The sequence below is a fragment of the Pseudomonas sp. BJa3 genome (assembly GCF_026343815.1).
Classification (GTDB): Bacteria; Pseudomonadota; Gammaproteobacteria; order Pseudomonadales; family Pseudomonadaceae; genus Aquipseudomonas; species Aquipseudomonas soli.
Map to the genome: position 1 here is coordinate 1 of NZ_JAOXMC010000320.1, position 259 is coordinate 259.

Genomic DNA, 259 nt, shown 5'->3' on the forward strand with positions numbered 1-259 from the left:
TGGTCGAAGTGGCGCGGCACGTCGCGCAGGCGCGCGGCGTAAGCGCGGTAGTCGTCCGCCGTTTTCATCTGCCGGCGCGCCATGAAGGACAGGTTCGACCAGAACGACGAGTCGGAGTTGAACGGCATTTCGTACGCGCGCAGGCGTACTTCCGCGGCGAGGTTCTCCACCTGCGGGCGGTAGATGGCAAGGTTGATGCGGTTCTCGGCCGACAGTTGCGTGGCATCGATGCCGTCCAGGTCCTTCAGGACCTGCTCCC

General features: G+C 65.3%; 1 protein-coding gene. It reads right to left on the reverse strand.

Translation table 11 applies throughout. The features are described from left to right. Positions 1-259, reverse strand: a 259-nt coding sequence (locus OH705_RS27870) for a hypothetical protein (protein WP_267303517.1), incomplete at both ends; no start/stop codon positions are given.